11 protein-coding genes are annotated in these 14,550 nt (G+C 51.1%); 5 read left to right on the plus strand and 6 right to left on the minus strand.

Annotation, left to right across the window (positions count from 1 at the left end; translation table 11 throughout):
• Nucleotides 1-35 precede the first annotated feature (35 nt).
• Entirely contained in the window at nucleotides 36-1,316 is a 1,281-nt protein-coding gene (locus AC791_RS17695) for a DUF445 domain-containing protein (RefSeq protein WP_049842034.1), read from the minus strand.
• A 213-nt stretch (nucleotides 1,317-1,529) separates the two neighbouring features.
• Here AC791_RS17695 and AC791_RS17700 point away from each other — a divergent pair, with 213 nt between their 5' ends.
• From AC791_RS17700 to AC791_RS17710, 3 genes are all read left to right on the plus strand, one after another.
• Nucleotides 1,530-2,516: an Rpn family recombination-promoting nuclease/putative transposase gene (locus tag AC791_RS17700; RefSeq protein WP_049841798.1), complete on the plus strand. Its 987-nt coding sequence runs from the start codon at nucleotides 1,530-1,532 to the stop codon at nucleotides 2,514-2,516.
• A gap of 171 nt (nucleotides 2,517-2,687) precedes the next feature.
• Nucleotides 2,688-4,061 (plus strand): NAD-dependent succinate-semialdehyde dehydrogenase, encoded by a 1,374-nt coding sequence (locus tag AC791_RS17705; protein ID WP_049841799.1) that lies wholly within the window; start codon nucleotides 2,688-2,690, stop codon nucleotides 4,059-4,061.
• Between the two features lie 251 nt (nucleotides 4,062-4,312).
• Nucleotides 4,313-4,768 carry an RICIN domain-containing protein gene (locus AC791_RS17710; RefSeq protein WP_049841800.1) on the plus strand — a complete coding sequence of 152 codons (456 nt, stop codon included), beginning with the start codon at nucleotides 4,313-4,315 and terminating at the stop codon, nucleotides 4,766-4,768.
• 48 nt (nucleotides 4,769-4,816) lie between these two features.
• Here AC791_RS17710 and AC791_RS17715 read toward each other — a convergent pair whose 3' ends face one another.
• The gene (locus AC791_RS17715) at nucleotides 4,817-6,229 is read right to left on the minus strand and encodes a PLP-dependent aminotransferase family protein (protein WP_049841801.1); all 1,413 of its coding nucleotides are present in this window, start codon (nucleotides 6,227-6,229) and stop codon (nucleotides 4,817-4,819) included.
• A gap of 177 nt (nucleotides 6,230-6,406) precedes the next feature.
• On the opposite strand from AC791_RS17715, the gene AC791_RS20055 reads away from it, so the two are divergent.
• Nucleotides 6,407-6,571, plus strand: coding sequence for a DUF1127 domain-containing protein (locus AC791_RS20055; protein WP_072094405.1), 165 nt, complete (start codon nucleotides 6,407-6,409; stop codon nucleotides 6,569-6,571).
• Between the two features lie 52 nt (nucleotides 6,572-6,623).
• Here AC791_RS20055 and yjiA read toward each other — a convergent pair whose 3' ends face one another.
• The 3 genes from yjiA to AC791_RS17730 are packed head-to-tail and all read right to left on the minus strand — an operon-like array spanning nucleotide 6,624 to nucleotide 9,997.
• A complete protein-coding gene (gene yjiA / locus AC791_RS17720; RefSeq protein ID WP_049841802.1) occupies nucleotides 6,624-7,580 on the minus strand; it encodes a GTPase in 957 nt (318 codons plus the stop codon).
• A gap of 13 nt (nucleotides 7,581-7,593) precedes the next feature.
• The gene (locus tag AC791_RS17725) at nucleotides 7,594-7,788 is read right to left on the minus strand and encodes a YbdD/YjiX family protein (protein WP_049841803.1); all 195 of its coding nucleotides are present in this window, start codon (nucleotides 7,786-7,788) and stop codon (nucleotides 7,594-7,596) included.
• A gap of 58 nt (nucleotides 7,789-7,846) precedes the next feature.
• Entirely contained in the window at nucleotides 7,847-9,997 is a 2,151-nt protein-coding gene (locus tag AC791_RS17730) for a carbon starvation CstA family protein (RefSeq protein ID WP_049841804.1), read from the minus strand.
• Between the two features lie 362 nt (nucleotides 9,998-10,359).
• On the opposite strand from AC791_RS17730, the gene tsr reads away from it, so the two are divergent.
• Complete coding sequence (gene tsr / locus AC791_RS17735; RefSeq protein WP_049842035.1) at nucleotides 10,360-12,024, plus strand: methyl-accepting chemotaxis protein; 1,665 nt, start codon at nucleotides 10,360-10,362, stop codon at nucleotides 12,022-12,024.
• A 70-nt stretch (nucleotides 12,025-12,094) separates the two neighbouring features.
• On the opposite strand, the gene opgB is transcribed toward tsr, so the two are convergent.
• Nucleotides 12,095-14,386 carry a phosphatidylglycerol--membrane-oligosaccharide glycerophosphotransferase gene (opgB, locus tag AC791_RS17740; protein WP_049841805.1) on the minus strand — a complete coding sequence of 764 codons (2,292 nt, stop codon included), beginning with the start codon at nucleotides 14,384-14,386 and terminating at the stop codon, nucleotides 12,095-12,097.
• Nucleotides 14,387-14,550: the final 164 nt, after the last annotated feature.

The raw sequence follows: 14,550 nt of genomic DNA on the forward strand, positions 1-14,550 counted from the left end.
CAAATTGCCTGTGGACTGCCACAGGCAGACGACGGTTAAAACGTCGGCAGTGCTAATAACGCAGGGAGTTGTGATAGCAGATACAACACCAGGCCGATAAACCCGCCCACCAGCGTTCCGTTAACCCGAATAAACTGCAAATCTTTGCCAATATTAAGCTCAATTTGTTGCGACATGTCCCGCGCATCCCAGCCTTTAACCGTGTCGCTAATATGTCTGGTCAGGAAAGCGGCGAATTCGGGGGCCACGCGGATGACGGCCTGCTCCAGGTGGTTGTTTAGCGAAGCACGCAGCGCGTCATCCGCAATCAGCGTTTCACCAAACCACTGGCCAGCTTCCGTGATGCGTTTCTGCACGCGTGAATCCTCGCTGTGCATATCCTCCTTCAGCCAGCTGCGCAGGTCTCCCCACAGTTCACCTAAATAGCGGTTAAAAGCGTCATCATTCTTGATATATCGTTTGATGTTTTCGGCTTTTGTTTGCATATCGGGATCGGTTTTAAGGTTGTCGATCAGTTTTAGCGTTGCGCGATCGAATGCCCGACGGATCTGATGAGTACGATCCTGGTGAATATCATCCAGCATCGAATTGATAGCATCAGAGACCAGTTCTGCGCTGTGCTCACCCAACCATTCAGTGGGCAGTAATTTTGCCTTACGGGGATGCTCGTTTTTAAGCCAGTGAACAATTTGTCGGGCAATAAACGCCCGGGAGCTATCGCGTTGCAACAGGGCAATTAACTGGTCAATGATGGCGTCCAGCAGCCGCTGATGACGGTTATTTTTGGTCATACTCTCCAGCATCATGGCGCTGGTTTCGGTGAGATCGACCTTATCTATGGCTTTATGGACCGCGCGCTTAAGCAATCGCTGAATGCGCTGATCATCCGTCAATTCCAGAAATCCGCTCATGACCTGAATGAGATGTTGTCCCACTCGCCGGGCATTGTCCGGCTGGCTAAACCAGTGGCCGATCATGCCAGCCGGTTCATGACGGCGAATTAACGTCACCAGCGACTGGGTATCAAGAAATTTTTCCTGCACGAACTGGCCGAGGTTATCGCCGATACGCTCCTTATTACGCGGGATGATTGCCGTGTGCCGCGAAATAAAAGGGATCGGTAAATGATGAAACAGCGCCGAGACGGCAAACCAGTCCGCCAGCGCGCCAACCATTGCCGCTTCCGCGATCGCCTTCACCCCGCTAACCCAAAAGTTCGGTGGTAACAGTAGAGTGATGATAAAGGTCGCCGCTGCAATCAACAGTAGCGCCAGCGCCAGGCGTTTGGCGCGTTTAAGTTCAGTTATCTTATCCATGGCATTAATCATATAACCAGATGACCGCTTCGCAACAGAGTGAAATACAGGTGAGTCATCATTCTGCGAGGCGCATTCCAGACCCTATGCAACTCATGTTGCCTGGTGTGATGTTGTTTCGTCTCTCTGCGCAAAGTGAATAACCAGAGAGTGCGCTTAATGATGATGAACGTGTAGATTCGCGCCATCTCGTTTACCCGGTGACGGAACGCCATGACTAAATATACGACTTCGACTCCGCACGATGCGGTGTTCAAACATTTTATGCGGCATAAAGATTCGGTATGCGATTTTCTTGAAATCTATCTGCCACCAGCGCTGCGTCAGCGTTGTGATTTACGCACGCTTAAACCAGAATCCACAAGTTTTATTGAAGAGGATCTTCGGGCGTATTACGCCGATATGCTGTGGTCAATGAAAACGACATCGGGGGAAGGCTATCTCTATGTTGTGATTGAGCATCAAAGTTCGTCAGTGGCACATATGCCATTTCGGATGATGCGCTATGCGATTGCCGCAATGCAGAATCACCTTGATGCGGGTCATAAGCATTTGCCGCTGGTGGTCCCCATGCTGTTTTACCATGGCGAAATAAGTCCCTGTCCGCTTTCATTATGTTGGCTGGATGAATTTGCCGATCCGGCGCTGGCCCGTCAGCTTTATACCAGGGCCTTTCCACTGGTTGATATTACGACCACGGCGGACGACGATATTATGCAGCATCGGCGCGTGGCGCTGCTGGAGTTCATGTTAAAACATATTCGCCAGCGCGATCTGCTGGCGTTGGTGGACCCACTGGTCACCCTTTTGGGCATGGGATACACTACCGGTACTCAGTTAAAAGCGCTGTTCAACTATATTGTGCAGTATGGTGATGCGCCTCGCTTTCGCGAGTTTCTTAGCCAGCTTGCCGAACGTTTGCCACAACACAAGGAGGAACTGATGACTATTGCCGAAAGACTGCATGAAGAGGGCCGTCAGAAAGGCCATTTCTTGGGTCGACAAGAAGGTTTAGAACAGGGTTTAGAACAGGGTCTGGAACAGGGTCTGGAACAGGGATTGCAGGAAGGTTTGCAGCAGGGGAAACACGCAGAAGCGTTGCGTATCGCCCGCGCCATGCTGGAGAACGGTCTGGATCGTGAAACGGTGGTCAAAATGACCGGACTCTCCGTTGATGAAATCATGGCCGTAAGTCATTAGTCGCTGTAACCAAAGCGAATAGTAATCAGCAAGCGGCATCCTCTGTTATGTCGCTTTCAGAAAGCTCTGTTTATCTGCATTTTTTCTGCATGACCTCATGTTTTGACTACCCTTAATACTCTTCGCAGTACGTTTTGCTGCAAACGTTCCGAGTATGAGGAGAGACGTAACATGGCCTATCAAACAGTAAATCCTTTTACCAATCAGCTTGTTAAAGAATATCCGGCGCACAGTGATGCCGATGTACAGGCTGCACTTAGCACTGCAGATGCACTCTATCATTCTGAGTGGGCCAAAGGCGACATTGAACAGCGCCTGCCGATTTTGCATAAACTCGCCGATCTCATGGATAACCAAAATGAAGAACTGGCAAAAATTGTCAGCGTTGAGATGGGTAAACTCATTGAACAAAGCCGCGCGGAAGTGAAGCTGTGCGCCCAGATCGCACGCTATTACGCCGATAACGCGAAAGATTTTCTTGCGCCGGTCAACTATGATTCATCGCTGGGCGATGCCTGGGTTGAGCACCATCCTATCGGTGTGCTAATGGCAGTAGAGCCGTGGAACTTCCCCTACTATCAACTTATGCGCGTTCTGGCGCCGAACCTGGCCGCAGGTAATCCGGTTATCGTGAAACATGCGAGTATCGTACCGCACTGCGCTGAGACTTTTGAACATTTGGTTCGCGAAGCTGGTGCACCGGACGGGGCATATACCAACCTGTTTATTTCCTCCGATCAGGTATCGGCCATTATTGATGATGATCGTGTACAGGGTGTTGCCCTTACCGGCTCTGAAAAAGCGGGCGGAATTGTTGCCTCTCAGGCGGCAAAAAAACTTAAAAAAGCGACCCTTGAACTGGGGGGCAATGACGTTTTTGTCGTGCTGGACGACTGCGATCTTGAAAAAGCGGTTAAGGTTGGGGTGCAGGCGCGTTTGCAAAATGCGGGACAGGTCTGTACGGCTGCCAAGCGCTTCATTATCCATGAAAAGGTCGCTGAGGCTTTCCTCAGCAAGTTTACTGACGCATTTGGTCAGGTAAAGCTGGGCGATCCGCTGGATGAAAGTACTACGCTGGGTCCGTTATCCTCAAAAGACGCGGTGGAAACGCTGACAAAACAGGTTAATGAAGCCGTCAAACACGGGGCAAAAGTGCATTTCGGCGGCAAACCGGTTGAGCATAAAGGTAACTTTTTTGCGCCAACGATCCTGACCCATATTACCCGCGATAATCCGGCGTATTTTGAAGAGTTCTTCGGCCCGGTTGCACAGGTGTACGTGGTAAAAGATGACGATGAAATTGTAAAACTGGCAAATGATTCGCACTATGGCCTTGGTGGCGCGATTTTTAGCCAGAATATTGAGCGTGCTAAGCGCCTGGCATCGCGCATTGAAACCGGAATGGTTTATATCAACTCTCTGACTGATACGGCCGCAGAACTGCCGTTTGGCGGTGTTAAACGCTCGGGTTTTGGACGAGAGCTGTCTGATTTAGGGATTAAAGAGTTCGTGAATCAGAAGCTGGTGGTAGTGAGTCATCAGTAAACAGGATTAAAGCCCCTACAATATACTTGAAGGGGCTTTATTATTTGCGTATTTTAATCATTATATAAACTTCTTATTTTAACCCTGCCAGATACTACCCGCTGTGAAATTAGATTTAGATCACATTTTTTAATTAATATTTATCCCATTCTTGATTCGCGCCATACAGATATCTGGATTGACATTGATAAGCAATGTCTTTTATTGGCTTTTATACTGTTTAATACACAATGCGATATAAGGAAATTATCATGATTGGTTTTTTTAAATATGCTGCTTGCCCGACAATGGTTTTAGGAATCTCCGATCAGCAAACTAATGCCCCCCTGGCATTGAGAAAAATAGATGCTGAACTGAGTAAAATTCTGTGGTCGGTGAATGAAAGGACCGGCGAAATTACGCTGGTTTCCAGCGATGCCATGGTTATGGATATTAGCGGTGGTCGTATTGTATTACAGCAGCGCGATCCTAACAAACTCTCACAAAAATGGGATATGGCGATGACCCGCGGATTTATTCGCAGTAAACAAAATAAAGATAATGTTATTGATAGCCTTAACCGTGGAACCGCAGAAGGTAATCCAATTATTCTTCATCCGTATAATGGTTCTGAAGCACAACAGTGGAAATTTGTACCAGTGGACATGATGAGTGTCAATAATGTGAAAACTCAGGTAATGGCAGAAGACGAACCGTCTCACGCCTGATGATTAATTAGCAGGCTTCAATAATATATTGAAGCCTGTCTTTATTACTTATTTCATCGCAATACTTACCGCTTCACCCATTTGTCGTAATGCCTCGCGGTTTTTATCCGTCAGCGGCAGCGCACAATTAATTCGCAGACAGTTACGATACTTTCCCGAGGCTGAAAATAGTGAACCTGGTGCCACCTGTATTTTCAGACGGCAGAGTTGCTTCGCGACGCATACCATATCGACAATCTCAGGTAATTCGATCCACAACATAAAGCTGCCCTGTGGGCGGGTGATGCAGATATCACAGGGAAAATACTGGCGTACCCAGCAGGTCCAGGTTTCCATATTATGCTGATAGATCTGCCGCATCCGCCTTACATGGCGATGATAGTGTCCGTCACGGATAAACGCCGCCACCGCCATTTGCATGGCAGGTACGCTGGTGCTACTGGTGGCATATTTCATATGCAACACCCGATCGCGATAGCGCCCCGGCACGATCCAGCCCACCCGCAGGCCCGGGGCGATACTTTTCGTAAACGAGCTGCACAATAGCACCCGTCCGTCGATATCCCAGGATTTAATGGTCCGGGGGCGAGGATAATCACGCGCCAGCTCGCCATAAATATCATCTTCAAAAATCACAATATCATGGCGCTGGGCAAGAGACAGTACTGCCCGTTTGCGTGCATCGGGCATAATAAATCCCAGCGGATTATTGCAGTTGGGTACCAGAATAACGCCTTTTATCGGCCACTGCTCCAGCGCCATTTCCAGCGCCTCAATGCTAATGCCCGTCTGCGGGTCGGTCGGGATTTCAAGCGCTTTTATATCAAAACTGCGTAATAGTTGCATGATGCCGTAATAACATGGCGATTCCACCGCCACGATATCGCCAGCTTTACAGACTGCCAGCAGGGCGATAGCCAGTGCACTGTGGCAGCCATTGGCGATCACGATATCGTCTGGCGTAGTGACGGTTTCACTGTCCAGCATCACGCGTGCAATCTGCTCGCGCAGATCCTGGCGCCCTGATAACTCATCATATCCCAGAACATCGCATGGATTATGCTGCACGATACGACTTAGCTCACGCCATAGCGGTTTCAGGCTCGGCTGGCTGACGTCTGGTGCGCCACTGCCAAAGGCAATGAGCGATTTATCGTGATGGTCGGCCAGCTGGGTATTGACCTGATCCCACTGAGTGATATCCACCGGCCGCTGTACTGGCGACGTCATTGCCGGCAACGGCGGCTGCGCCTTGCGCGGGGTAATAAAATAACCGGATCGTGGCTGAGGAGTAATCAATTGCAGGTTTTCCAGCGTCTGATACGCCTGCTGCACGGTGCTGATACTGACGCCATGCTCCTGGCTCAGGCTGCGCACCGACGGCAGTTTTTCGCCGTGCCGGTAGAGCCCCTGCTCGATCCGTTCCGCCAGGATATTGGCCAGATGTTGATAACGCGTCATGCTGTATCCTTTTTTTACACCGTACAGATTATAAAACCAGTACAGATAGCGACAATGAATGCCGTGCAGATCCTGTTTTACTCAATCTGTATGTTAAATAAAAGTGTTTTTTGAATCTGTATTGCTGTGATGAATTTAGCTGAAAATAGCCTCACTAACACGGTGAGGAGACAGACGATGGAATTTCATGAAAATCGGAGTAAACAGCCTTTTATTGGTCTGACCCTGATCTGGCAAGCGTTTAAACAGTGGCGCCGGCAGGTACAGACCAGAAAAGTGTTACAGCGGATGAGCGACGCACAACTGCGCGACGTTGGGCTTGAACGGGATGATGTGTGCTGAAAGGAGAGGCCGGTGGATGTTATCCGGCCTGCCCGGCATGTGCAGGTTATTCTTACACCCGCAATTCAGCAAAGGCCGCCCGGATTTCATCTTCCGGTAGCTGAATACCAATAAAAACCAGCGTGCTATGCGGGGTTTCATCGCCCCACGGACGATCCCAGTCGGCGCTGTAAAGCCGCTGAACGCCCTGGAAAAGCAGACGATTTGGCGCATCGGCGATCCACAGCATACCCTTATAGCGCAGCAGTTTTTCAGCATACTCCAGCAGTAATGTCTCCATCACGCGGGAGATGCTGCTGATGTCTACCGGAAAATCCAGTTCGACCACGATGGACGAGATGTCGTTCTGCTTGTCGGCAATAAAATGAAAGCGCGGTTTAGCGGCAATCACCTTTTCTTCCAGCATAAAACCGTTGGTATTAAACAGCAGTGAAAGGTCGATGTTACCGTGAGTCGCGGTATAGATCGGCGCGCGCGCGTTAATGCGCATTAAGCGCTCACGCAGCTTTTCGCTGTCTTCTGCGGCGTCGGTTTTCGTCAACAGGATCCGGTCAGCATACCCTACCTGTGACTGGGCAAGGGTGAACTGGTTCATTTGCTCGTTAGCATGGACAGCATCAACCAGCGTAATGACGCCATCCAGCAGGTAGCGCTGACAGAGGATCTCATGGGAGAAAAAGGTCTGAATAATAGGGCCGGGGTCGGCCATCCCGGTACACTCAATGATCAGGCGATCAAATGCAATGTCACCCCGGTCAAGGCCATCGAGCAGATCCAGCAGGGCATCTTCCAGTTCGTTAGAGCGGCTGCAGCAAATGCAGCCGTTGGTCAGGGTGGTGATTTGCGTGGCGCGATCGCCGATGAGCCGGTCATCAATAGAGACTTCGCCAAATTCATTTTCGATAACGGCAATTTTAAAGCCGTGGTGTTCGTTGAGAATATGACGCAGGAGAGTGGTTTTCCCTGCGCCAAGAAAACCGGTAAGAAGTGTGACAGCTATTGGAGTCATAGTGGTTCCTTTCTTAACAACAACTGCTTCCGCCGCTACCGTAGCGCGCTTCCTGGCGCTCGCGGAAGAATTCGTTGTAAGTCATGTAAGGTTTATCCGGATGATTGCTTTTCATATGATCAACATAATTGTCGTAATCCGGAATACCAATCAGCATCTTTGCAGCCTGGCCGAGGTATTTTTTTGCCTGTCCTAAGTTACCAAACATCGCGTCATCCAGATATAAATAAAGCCGGAGGAAAGTTATCCTTCCTCCGGCAGACAGATTAATGGTGGGAAGAGGTTTTCACGCCGCCTTCCGGCACCGGAACATACGGTGTTTCTTTATCTGTACGTTCCTGCGTATTACGGGCGTTCATCCAGGTCCGCAGTCCGTAGAAAATGATGCTGTAAACCACGACCAGGAACAGAATACTTAACCCCGCGTTGGTATAGTTATTCACCACGATGTGGTTCATGTTAGCCACTTCCTGGGCGGTCAGCTCTCCGCCTGCGGCAATACGCTCTTTGTACTGGTTCGCCATATAGAAGAAGCCTTCCATCTGCGGATTAGTACTAAACAACTTCAGACCCAGCGCCCAGGTGGTACAAATCAGCAGCCATACCGCCGGGACCACGGTGACCCAGATGTATTTGGTACGCTGCATTTTAACCAGTACCACGGTACTGAGAACCAGTGCCACAGCCGCCAGCATCTGGTTAGAGATACCGAACAGCGGCCACAGGCTCTTAACGCCGCCCAGAGGATCAACCACGCCCTGATACAGTAAATATCCCCACAGACCAACGCAGCCCGCTGTACCGATAACGCCTGCCACCAGCGAGTCGGTTTTTTTCAGGAACGGTACAAAGTTACCCAGCAGATCCTGCAACATGAAGCGGCCGGAGCGGGTACCCGCATCCAGAGCGGTCAGGATAAACAGCGCTTCGAACAAGATGCCAAAGTGATACCAGAAACCCATGTCCATGGCAGGAATGATTTTATGGAACACGTGAGCAATACCGACTGCCAGCGTCGGTGCGCCGCCTGCACGGTTCAGTACTGAAGGCTCGCCGATGTCTTTCGCGGTTTGCAGGATCTGCTCAGGCGAAATCACAAAGCCCCAGCTACTGACTGTCGCGGCGGCCTGTGTCGTAACGTCTTTTAACTGTGCCAGGATCATCGGCGCATTTTCAGTGCCCAGCTCATGCAGGTTCGGCATGGTAATGCCGAGGCCCGCAGGCGGCGTATTCATCGCGAAGTAGAGGCCAGGTTCAATGATAGAGGCTGCCACCAGCGCCATGATCGCGACAAAAGACTCCATCAGCATGGCGCCATAGCCGATGAAACGTGCGTCGGTTTCGCATGCCAGTAGTTTTGGCGTCGTACCGGAGGCGATCAGAGCGTGGAAGCCAGAAACCGCACCGCAGGCAATCGTGATAAACAAGAACGGGAACAGCGCGCCTTTCCACAGCGGCCCCGTGCCGTCTACGTACTGGGTCATTGCTGGCATCTTCAGTTCCGGGTTGAGGATCACAATCCCGATGGCCAGACCCACAATCACGCCGATTTTCAGGAAGGTGGCAAGGTAGTCACGCGGAGCCAGAATCAACCATACCGGCAGTAGCGCAGAAACAAACGCGTAACCAATCAGGGTAAAGGTGATAGTAGTATCTTTGAAAGTTAGCGCCGGACCCCAGTACGGATCTTGCGCAATCACGCCGCCAAAATAAATAGAGGCAACCAGCAGGACAATGCCAATCACTGACACTTCGCCTACGCGTCCAGGGCGCAAGAAGCGCATATAAATGCCCATAAACAGTGCAATCGGCACGGTTGAGCAGACGGTGAAGACACCCCACGGGCTTTCGGCCAGCGCTTTTACCACGATCAGCGCCAGCACGGCGAGGATAATAATCATGATTAAGAAACAGCCAAACAGTGCAATGGTGCCAGGGACCGGCCCCATCTCCTCTTTAATCATCTCACCGAGAGAGGCGCCATTACGGCGAGAAGAGATAAACAGCACCATAAAGTCCTGTACTGCACCGGCAAGGACCACCCCGGCTAACAGCCACAGCGTACCGGGTAAGTAGCCCATCTGCGCCGCCAGTACCGGCCCGACCAGCGGACCTGCGCCTGCGATAGCCGCAAAATGGTGGCCGAATAACACGTTCCGGTTGGTCGGAACATAGTTCAGACCGTCGTTATTAATGACTGCAGGCGTTGCGCGCGTTGGGTCAAGTTTCATCACCTTCTGGGCGATATAAAGGCTGTAATAGCGATATGCCACCAGATAGACCGAGACGGAGGCGACCACAATCCACAGGGCGCTGACGTGCTCGCCCCGTCGCAGGGCCACAACTGACAAACAGAATGCACCGATGATCCCGAGGACCACCCAAGGGATGTGCTTGAATAGTTTTTTAGTATCCATGGTTAAACCTGGCCGTTAAAAAGTAAGCAGACGTAGCTGCGTGAGTAGGGTAAGACCTGTAATGAAAGTGATATGTCGGCGCCGATCATGCCAAAGGCGGGCGCGTGAAAAATGGGCAATCTGGATAAGTGGTCGTATGCAAAATTAAGCGGTCAAAGACGGGAGTAAGTGGTGAACAGACCTGAAAGGGTAAAAGCAAATATGTGATTGAGATCACACCAAAAAACACCGATATCGGCGAAGTGAAAACGTCGGCATCCGGCGGGCATACCGACCAGGTTGCGGCAGGAACAGCACGATTTTCCGTAAAGTTTTTGCTTCCCGGGCCGAAAACCCGATATCAGTTCAATGGAAGAGAAAACATGTTAAATCGTATCAAGATTGTCACCGGCTTAATGCTGGTGCTGGGATTATTTGGTCTTTTACAACTCACTTCGGGTGGCCTGTTCTTCAACGCCCTGAAACACGACAAGGATAACTTCACCGTTCTGCAAACCATCCGCCAGCAGCAATCCACGCTCAACGAGAGCTGGGTCGCGCTGTTACAGACGCGTAATACGCTAAACCGCGCGGGTATCCGTTACATGATGGATCAGAACAATATCGGTAGCGGTACTACCGTGGCTGAATTGTCACAAATTGCCAGCCGCACGCTAAAACAGGCTGAGCAGGCCTGGGCTGATTATGAAGCGCAGCCGCGCGATCCGCGTCAGAACGACGTGGCGGCAATGGAAATCAAACGCAACTATGTGATTTATCACGATGCGCTGGCGGATCTGATCCGTCTTTTAGGCGCCGGGAAAATCAACGAGTTCTTCGATCAGCCGACCCAGAGCTATCAGGACGTGTTTGAGAAACAGTATCGCGAATACTTGCTGCAAAACGATGCGCTCTACAAGCAGGCCGTAGAAGAAAACCACGTTTCTTATAATCAAACCCTGTGGGTACTGGGCGGCACGCTGCTGGTGGTACTGCTGGTGATTATGGTGGTCTGGATGGGCATTACGCGTGCGCTGTTGACGCCGCTGCATCGGATTATCGAAAGCATTCGCCATATTGCCAGCGGCGATCTGGTCAAGCCTATTGATGTTGAAGGCTCTAACGAAATGGGGCAGCTGGCTAACAGTCTGCGTCATATGCAGGGAGAGCTGGTACGTACCGTAGGTGACGTACGCGATGGCGCAGATGCAATTTACAGCGGTGCCAGTGAAATTGCGATGGGTAATAACGATCTCTCTTCCCGTACCGAGCAGCAGGCGGCCTCTCTGGAAGAGACGGCGGCCAGCATGGAAGAACTGACCGCTACCGTGAAGCAGAATGCTGAGAACGCTCGTCAGGCCAGCCAGCTGGCACTGAGCGCGTCAGAAACCGCGCAGAAAGGCGGTAAAGTGGTGGATAACGTTGTCCAGACAATGCGCGATATCGCAGGCAGTTCGCAGAAAATTGCCGATATTATCAGCGTCATTGATGGTATTGCTTTCCAGACCAACATTCTCGCCCTGAACGCCGCGGTTGAAGCGGCACGTGCAGGCGAGCAGGGACGTGGGTTTGCGGTCGTGGCCGGTGAAGTCCGTAACCTGGCGCAGCGCAGTGCCCAGGCCGCGCGTGAAATCAAAAGCCTGATTGAAGACTCGGTAAACCGGGTGGATCTCGGGTCAACGCTGGTTGAAAGCGCGGGCGAAACGATGGATGAGATCGTCAATGCTGTTACCCGCGTAACGGATATCATGGGTGAAATTGCCTCGGCCTCTGACGAGCAGAGCCGCGGTATTGATCAGGTAGGCCTGGCGGTTGCCGAAATGGACCGCGTAACGCAGCAGAACGCCTCGCTGGTGGAGGAATCTGCCGCCGCGGCAGCCGCGCTGGAAGAACAGGCAAGCCGTCTGACGCAGGCCGTTGCCGTGTTCCGTATTTTGCAGGCGCAGCAGCGAGATGTCAGCGTCACCAAAGTGGCTATCGCCCCCGCGCCAGTGACCACGCGTAAAGCTGTGGCGACCGACAGCGGCGAAAACTGGGAAACCTTTTGATAGATAGCGTACGGCATTACTGATAAACCTTGCTGCCCGGCTGGGCGATCCAGCCGGGCAGCAAAAAAGATTATCCTTCCGATTTGACCACTTTAATCTCTATCATCCCAATACCCAACTGACGCGGTGCATGGCCGAGAATATTGCCTTCGTTAGTCGACTGTGGCTCAGGCGGAACAATCATCAGCGTGTTACTGCCAGTCGGATTATCGAAATGCAGCGTTGTGGTGGAAACCTCGTGACTTAAGGTCAACGTCTGCTCTTTATTGCCTACCCGAACCGGAATTGGGCGATCGGCATTGGGTCCCCAGGCTTTAGCAGTGATGATAAGATCGAACGTCTCCGGCAGCGGCTGTTTGTACTCAATCTTTATCTCTTTGCCCAGTTGGGCATTGGACCAGCGCCCCCAGGATTCAGGGCGTGAAATACCGCTAAACTGCTGCACTTCTTCCGGTGCGCCCGCAACGTTAAAAATAAAACTGTCGGCTTTATAGCGGATGTCGTTATCCACAATTTTAAGCAGGTCGACATTACGCGTGTAGCGATCCGTATCAATTACCGTATTTTTAAACGCGGTCTTGCCTTGCCATAACGCTTTATCAACGTGCTGCACGGATTGCTCGCCGCCTAACTGTCCCTGAGAAACGCACCAGTCAGTAGAGAGCGCATACTGTGGTGACCATAGCTGCGCCATTTTATAGCAGTGGTCGACCCAGACGAAGTTATCGCGCGGGGCAAAATCGGCCAATTGAAAGCGCAGGGGCGCCGAGTATTCGCTTTCTGGCAGCGGCTCCACGCGCTTATCAGAAACACGCAGCAGCAGCGGCAGGCGGAAATGTGTCCCGGAGAAAGCAAGGGTATTTTTCTGGCTATCGACGGTGAACTCGTTTATCTCTTTTGGAAATTTCCACAGCCGCACAATATCCGGTTTCCAGCCGGTGATTTTCTCTTTCATATTCAGAAAAACTTCTGAAAGCGATTGCCCGGAAACACTACTGCGTCCGAGACCAATGAAATTATCGCCACCCATGATATCCAGCACCGTGGCGCCGTTATCCATGGTATTACGCTTTACACCGGAAAGATCCTGCTGTGGTTTATCGCCGCGCAGAATAAAAAACAGATTATTTCGGTCCTGCTTATTCAGGTATTTCCAGGCAGTATTATTCATTGCCAGATGATCTGACGACACCACAATGACCGTATCTTTAAACCACGGCGATGCTTTTATTTTGTCGATAAACGCAGCGATGTGCTCCTGACTACAGCTTACGGCGCTAAATGACTGGTTAGGTTTGCCCTCATAGCTGTAGCTTTTACGCTGACAGGTGCGCGAAATAAAGCCGTCAGGATGATGCGTATCGACCGTCAGAGCAAACAACGAAAAGCGTTTGCCGCTGCGGGAAAGCGCCTCGAATTTTTTCCAGGTTTCGTCCAGCACGGTATCGTCGTAAAAACCCCAGTCGTTACGATAGCCCGGATCGGCGACGGTACTTTTCAGCTCTTCCGTCCCATACAGATGATCGAAACCGTGGGATTTCAGAAAAACATCTTTGCCGGCAAAGCGCAGGTTTGCACCCTGCACGAAATAGTTCTCATAACCGGAATTTTTCAGAATATCGCCCAAGCAGATATTCTGCGGAAAGAAACTGGAAACCGAAGCCGATGCATTACCTTCAAACGGGGCAAACAGGGGAATGCCGCATTGCGATGCGACCATTCCGGCAATGGTATAATCAGTACCGGGCAGCTGCGCTGTATGGCTAAAATCAATACTTTCTTTTTTTAGCGCCCCCAGTTCCGGCGCCAGATCCGGAAAAGCGTTTTCGTCGAAATACGTGCGTTCCAGACTTTCACCGTAGATATAGACCAGATTAAGTTTCGGATGTGCGATCGTTTTCGACGGTTCTTTATACCAGTCGGCAAAATCAGGATCGCCATCGCGAGACTGCGATTTCACCAGCTCAGTAATCTGATGAAATGCCGGACTGGCATCAACAGAGGCCAGCGCCAGTACCAGCGCAAGCAGGCTGTAACCCATATGATGAGGGTGATGACGACGGCGGCGTAGCACCCAGCCGAGGGCCAAAAATACGCCGACCAGCGCCAGAATGAGGCCCGCGCCGGGTAAGATATATTTGCTGACACCCGCACCGGTGAGGCTGTTGGTCAGGGTATAAAGTACGGCATCATTAATACCGTCACCGGTAAAATAGTCGCTGGCGTAAAGCGTAATATTAAGTACGACAAATATGCCCAGTACGGCCAGCGTGACGGCAAACCACCAGATATTACGGCCTGCTTTCCAGGCATAAATCACCACGGAGGCCAGAAAAAGGGCAAGAGAGATGAGTTCTGACAACGAGATATCCTCGACAGCGCCAGGCTCTGCTGGCTGAGCATCGTTTTTTAGCGCTTACAATGTAATGGTGTTGCCGCATTGCTGCAATTATGGCGTCATAAAAATGTGTTGTGGTTCGGAATTCACCTGAAAGCGCTGTTTTACGATCGCTATCGCATTATGAA

The organism is Klebsiella sp. RIT-PI-d (assembly GCF_001187865.1).
Lineage (GTDB): Bacteria > Pseudomonadota > Gammaproteobacteria > Enterobacterales > Enterobacteriaceae > Superficieibacter.